The sequence below is a fragment of the Bacteroides sp. genome (genome assembly GCA_036351255.1).
Lineage (GTDB): Bacteria > Bacteroidota > Bacteroidia > Bacteroidales > UBA7960 > UBA7960.
In genome coordinates this window covers 1-5,388 of the sequence record JAZBOS010000156.1, presented here as the reverse complement: position 1 = coordinate 5,388, position 5,388 = coordinate 1, and the positions used below count along the sequence as shown (strand labels likewise).

General features: G+C 48.8%; 3 protein-coding genes. All 3 read right to left on the bottom strand.

Annotated features, from left to right (window positions below):
- The coding region (gyrB, locus tag V2I46_14610; GenBank protein MEE4178733.1) for a DNA topoisomerase (ATP-hydrolyzing) subunit B at positions 1-1,817 on the bottom strand (1,817 nt) is incomplete at its 3' end.
- Between the two features lie 192 nt (positions 1,818-2,009).
- A complete protein-coding gene (locus tag V2I46_14605) occupies positions 2,010-3,722 on the bottom strand; it encodes a hypothetical protein (protein ID MEE4178732.1) in 1,713 nt (570 codons plus the stop codon).
- 38 nt (positions 3,723-3,760) lie between these two features.
- The coding region (locus V2I46_14600; protein MEE4178731.1) for a tetratricopeptide repeat protein at positions 3,761-5,388 on the bottom strand (1,628 nt) is incomplete at its 5' end.

The following is a 5,388-nucleotide window of genomic DNA, read 5'->3' as shown; positions in this document are numbered from 1 at the left end:
GTGGTGACCCAAAGTTGTTCAGCGTTCATCTCACCCAAACCTTTGTAACGCTGGATGTGAATCCCTGATTCTCTTCCTTCCTGACTGAATTCAGCAACAATAGATTTACGTTCGTCCTCACTCCAGGCATATCTTTCATCTTTGCCCTTGCGTATGAGATATAGGGGCGGGGTAGCAATGTAAACATAGCCCATCTCGATCAACTCACGCATGTATCTGAAGAAGAAGGTAAGTAACAGGGTGGCAATGTGGCTGCCATCAACATCGGCATCAGTCATGATAATGACCTTATGATAGCGCAGGCGTTCAAGGTTAAGGGCTTTGCTGTCTTCATTCGTTCCTATTGACACACCCAGAGCTGTAAACATGGTCTTGATCTCCTCGTTGTCGAAAATGCGGTGAGGCATGGCTTTCTCGACGTTAAGGATCTTCCCCCTGAGGGGCAGGATGGCCTGGAAACTGCGGTCGCGGCCTTGTTTAGCTGTGCCGCCTGCCGAGTCACCCTCTACCAGGAAGATTTCGCAACGTGCAGGATCCTTTTCAGAGCAGTCGGCCAGTTTTCCGGGCAAACCAGTACTGGTGAGCACGCTTTTTCGCTGGACCAGTTCGCGGGCTTTACGAGCAGCATGGCGGGCAGTGGCGGCAAGGATTACCTTGTTGACAATGGTTTTTGCTTCCTTTGGGTGTTCTTCAAGGTAGTAGTTAAGCATCTCATTCACAGCCTGATCAACCGCCCCGGCTACTTCCGAATTGCCCAGTTTGGTCTTGGTTTGGCCTTCAAACTGGGGTTCGGCTACTTTAACAGAGATTACGGCGGTGAGGCCTTCGCGGAAGTCATCGCCATTGATCTCAAATTTGAGTTTGGCAAGCATACCGGACTTCTCTGCATAGTTTTTTAGCGTACGGGTCAGCGCGCGGCGGAAACCGGCCAGATGCGTACCCCCTTCAATGGTACTGATGTTGTTGACATAGCTCTGCACATTCTCGGTGAAGGAGTCGTTGTATTGCATTGCGACTTCTACGGGAATGCCAGATTTCTCTGATTCCATGAATATGGGCTCATCAATAAGTTTTTCCCGGTTGCCATCCATGTAAAGCACGAATTCCTTTAATCCTTCCTCAGAATGGAAGGTCTCGGAAACATACTCCCCGTTTTCGTCTTGTTGCCGCTTATCGACGATGCTAAGGGTAACCCCCTTGTTCAGGAATGCCAGTTCTCGCAAGCGTGCGGAGAGGATGTCGTAGCTGTAATGGGTGATTTGGAAAATGCCATCATCAGGCAGAAAGGTTACTTCGGTACCGGTCTTTGTGGTGGTGCCGACCTCTTTCACCGGGAACTGGGGTTTGCCAAAACGGTACTCCTGGGTGTAGATCTTACCATTGCGGTAAACATTCACAACCAAGAGGGAGGAAAGGGCGTTGACACAGGATACGCCTACTCCGTGCAAACCGCCGGATACCTTGTAGCTGCCTTTGTCAAATTTTCCACCGGCGTGCAGTACGGTCATGACCACTTCCAGGGCGCTGCGGTTTTCCTTGGCATGCAAATCGGTGGGGATACCACGGCCGTTGTCAACAACGGTAATGGAATCATTTTCGTTGATTACAACGTCAATGCGGTCGCAGTGACCTGCCATGGCCTCATCTATGGAGTTGTCAATGACTTCGTAAACCAAGTGGTGCAGGCCCTTGCTGCTCACATCGCCGATGTACATGGCGGGGCGCTTTCTTACAGCCTCCAGTCCTTCAAGAACCTGAATGCTGGTGGCATCGTATGCAGGCACTTTTATATCAGTTGCCTTCAATATTTCACTCATAAAAATCCCTTCAAATTGGTAACTGGCAAAGGTACGATTTTTTAGGGAGTTTTTGGGTAAAAAAAGGCCTTTTGGAAAGAAAATTATTAACAAAAAAAACATCCTGAAACCCCCTATTTTATTTTGGTTTCAGGATGTCTCTGGTGCTTGTTGATAATTAAACCTCTTTTGCCGGAATCAGGCCAAAAAAACTTAAAATGACCAGCTAGCCCCCCCCATTATATGGAACTTCTGTGAGGGGTAATTCATCCATCGTTCCAGGGACTTGTTGGTAAGGTTCTGGAAGTTGAGGAAGAAGGAAAGGATGCGGGTGTAGCGGTACTCGACCCCAAGGTTTGCATCGATGTGCCAGCTGTGCAGTTGGTAAGCCTGGGGATTGCCCAATTCGTCGAAGATCCGGCCATAGGCAGCATCGCGAGAAAACAGGTCGGCACTCAGGATGATCTTATCCTGCATGTTGTATTTCATGTTTAGGTCCAGCTGTAGGCTGGGAAGGTGCCATGCTTCAATTTCCACTTCAGGGTTATACTGGAAGTAGTTGGCTGCCAGCCTGACGTGAAAGCGATTGCCAAACTGTCCGAAGAGTTCTCCTTTTAAATGCAGGCGGCGAAGGTTGTCGTAAACCAGGGTAAACTCGTTTTGGAGCAGACTGGTGGTGTCAGTTACAAAAAATGCATAATTTTCGATTCTTGCACTTGACATGCCCAGGTTGTAGGCAAACTGATCGCTGAAAGCCCCTTTGATTCCTGCAGCAATCTCCATTTTGGTATTTTGAAATGCAAGGGGTACGGAGGAATTCATAAAAGGGTTCTCACCAAGCAGGTCACGCAACGATTGACGCTGAAGCCCTCCTGAGAACTTGCTGTGAACAATAAGGCGACTGTCAATGAGGCTTGCTTCAAAACCAATATTGGGATAAACACGGAAATAGGAGGCCGTGTCAGCCTGGACATTAATATCCAAACCGGCATAAAGCTTCAGGCGGTTGTATTTGACGGCTACCTTTGGAAAAATGCTGATCAGGGCATTGCTTATGGTGTCGACAGAATTACGGTTGCTATAAAAATCGGTTCCCATATCCAGTCCGATGTATAACTGGTCGAGCATAGCAAAGGGATCTTCCATTTCGCGACCGACCTGACCCTTGAAACGGATATTGTGTTCAATGGCATCGTAACGGTCTGTTAACCAGTTGTATTCCAGTCCTGAATGGAAATTAACACGAGCCGAGTCGGGGCGATTGCTTCCGAAACCAACGCTTGCATTGAGCTGGTTGATGCGTTGCCGGAAATCCTTACTTGTCATATCATCAAGAATATCTTGGATGGGGTCGTTCAAATAATCATCAGGCTTGTAGCCATAGTAATGGACCACGTTGCGGTCATATCTGAGGCCTCCATCAAGGAAATTGCTCCCGAAGAAGCGTTTTCCAAAGACATGTGCCAAGTTATCGCTAAAGCCGCTGTATCCGTAGTCATTGATGCCACCCGAGGAAGAGCGGTGTTTCAGGTGCAGGCCAAGGCCATAGGTGTCGGATCGCAGAGTGTTAAAGAAAGCTTCAACATATGGGGTTGTGTAATTGCCGAACCCACCCCTGACATGCCCCTGGTATAGTTTTGAAAGGGGTTCTCCGCGCATTCGGGCAGCTGTAAGGGGCTCAAGTTCAAAGCGGGTGTCCAATCCACGGGGCCTGATTGAATAGGTGAAGGAAGGCTTTGCCTGAAGTGTGTCTTCGATGCGGGGGTTGTCGTTGATCTTAAAAGCGTCGGAAACGGTTGGCTGGTAAGGTGCAACCACGCGAATCTCTTCAATGTCCATGGTTCGTTGCCCGAAAAGCGGGGCAGCGGCCATCAGTGTAACGTGGCTGCTCAGTATCAGGATTCTGAAAATGGGCTTATTATTCATGGGTTGTTTATTTTTCCTTGGTGAATGCATGGCCTGAATTAAAACGCGTTTCTGCCGAGGTCAATTTCCACGGGTTCATTTTTTGGGGCTTGGTTTTGAAGCCTTTCCTTCTCAAGGATGGCATCCAGTTTCTTAATGGCCTCTGCACGCAAATCCTCACCCTCATAATTGTCAATGATGCTTTGCAGGGTATGCTTAGCCTGGAAAATGTTGTCGGCCGCAAGGTAATTATCGGCCAGCAGGATAAAGGTCTTTGCGAGCCAGTAGTCGTAGGCCGACATTTTGTTCACAAAGTCGAAGATCATTTTTTCAGATTGCTCATAATTGCCTTCACGGTATTCGATAAAGGCAAGATTGTACATGGCCTCGGCAGCTATTTCATTTTCCGCGATGTTCATGGCACTCTGAAAACTGGCACGGGCCTGGGTCATACGATCGAGTGTCAGGGCTGACTTTGCTGAGATCAGATGCGCTTCCTGCTGCACCTCACGTGGCGTTTTTTCATGGGCAAGAACGGTGGAGGCAAGGGCTAGAGTCTCCTGATAGCGCTCCAGATAGAATTGGGAACGCATCTGCCCGATCTGAGCCTCCAGCTTGTTGCTGGGCAGCTCTGCCACCTCTTCAAGTTTGCGGTAGTTTGCGAGGGCTTCCGCAAAGTTTTGCTGGCGAAAATCAATGATGGAAGCCCGCAGCAGGGCGTTCTCTGTAAATCTGGATCTGGGCCTGCTGATGACATAATTATACCCGTTCAGCGCCTGGGGAAAGTTCCCCGCGCGGAAATCGCATTCTGCTCGGTAGAAATGCGCATTGATGGCGAAAATACCATTTGGAAATTTTTCAAGGTAATTGCTGAAGCTTTGGCTTGAATTTTCGCAGTCACCCTCCATATACCTGTTTTCAGCAGCCACATAGGTCAGTGAATCCTGCTGGGCCGTGGTTACATTCGCAAAGCCCAGTCCTTCCGAGAATTGAATGAACTCCTCCACCCGGTCGAGTCCCACGTAAATGTTACGGATGGCCAGGAGGGCTTCCTGCGATTCAGACGTTCCGGGATAACGGCTGACCACTTCCTTAAAGATCTGCAGGGCTTGGTCGTCGCGGCTTGTATTGTAGTAGATAAGCCCAGATTTTAGCATTGCACTCTTTACATAACTGCTGCTTGGATGCTGGGAGATCACCTGCCCAAAAAAGTCCAGGGCTTGTTCATTGTTTTCCAGGGTCAGCCATGAATTGGCAATTTCATACAAGGCATCATCCTGGTAATTAGAAGCAGGGAATCGCTGAATGAGACCCTGCATTGTGCTGACCTTATTCTCAAACCGCCCCATAACGCCTTGTACAAGTCCTTTTTGAAAGATGGCATAGTCGGTATCGAGCAATGCGAGGCGAATGGCCCGATCGTAGTAGTCGAGGGCTTGGGGATAATCCTTGGAAATGAAATAGCTGTCGGCCACCCGCAATGTTGCATCGTTGATCAGACGGGGTTCTTCATTGGCGCTAGAGATGAATTTCCGGAAAGCAATAATGGCGCGGGGAAAGTTCTTGTTTTTAAAATGTGCATATCCGATGGTGTAATTTGCCCTATAATAAAATTCCTGTGTGAAGGCCCCCTGTGAGGTCAGGAAGCGCTCCATGGTCGAAATCGATTCCGTAAATTTCTCCTGGC

What these genes read in the sequence shown, in the direction of transcription:
- V2I46_14605 (MEE4178732.1), bottom strand. Translation starts at nt 3,722, where the DNA reads ATGAATAATAAGCCCATTTTCAGAATCCTGATACTGAGCAGCCACGTT.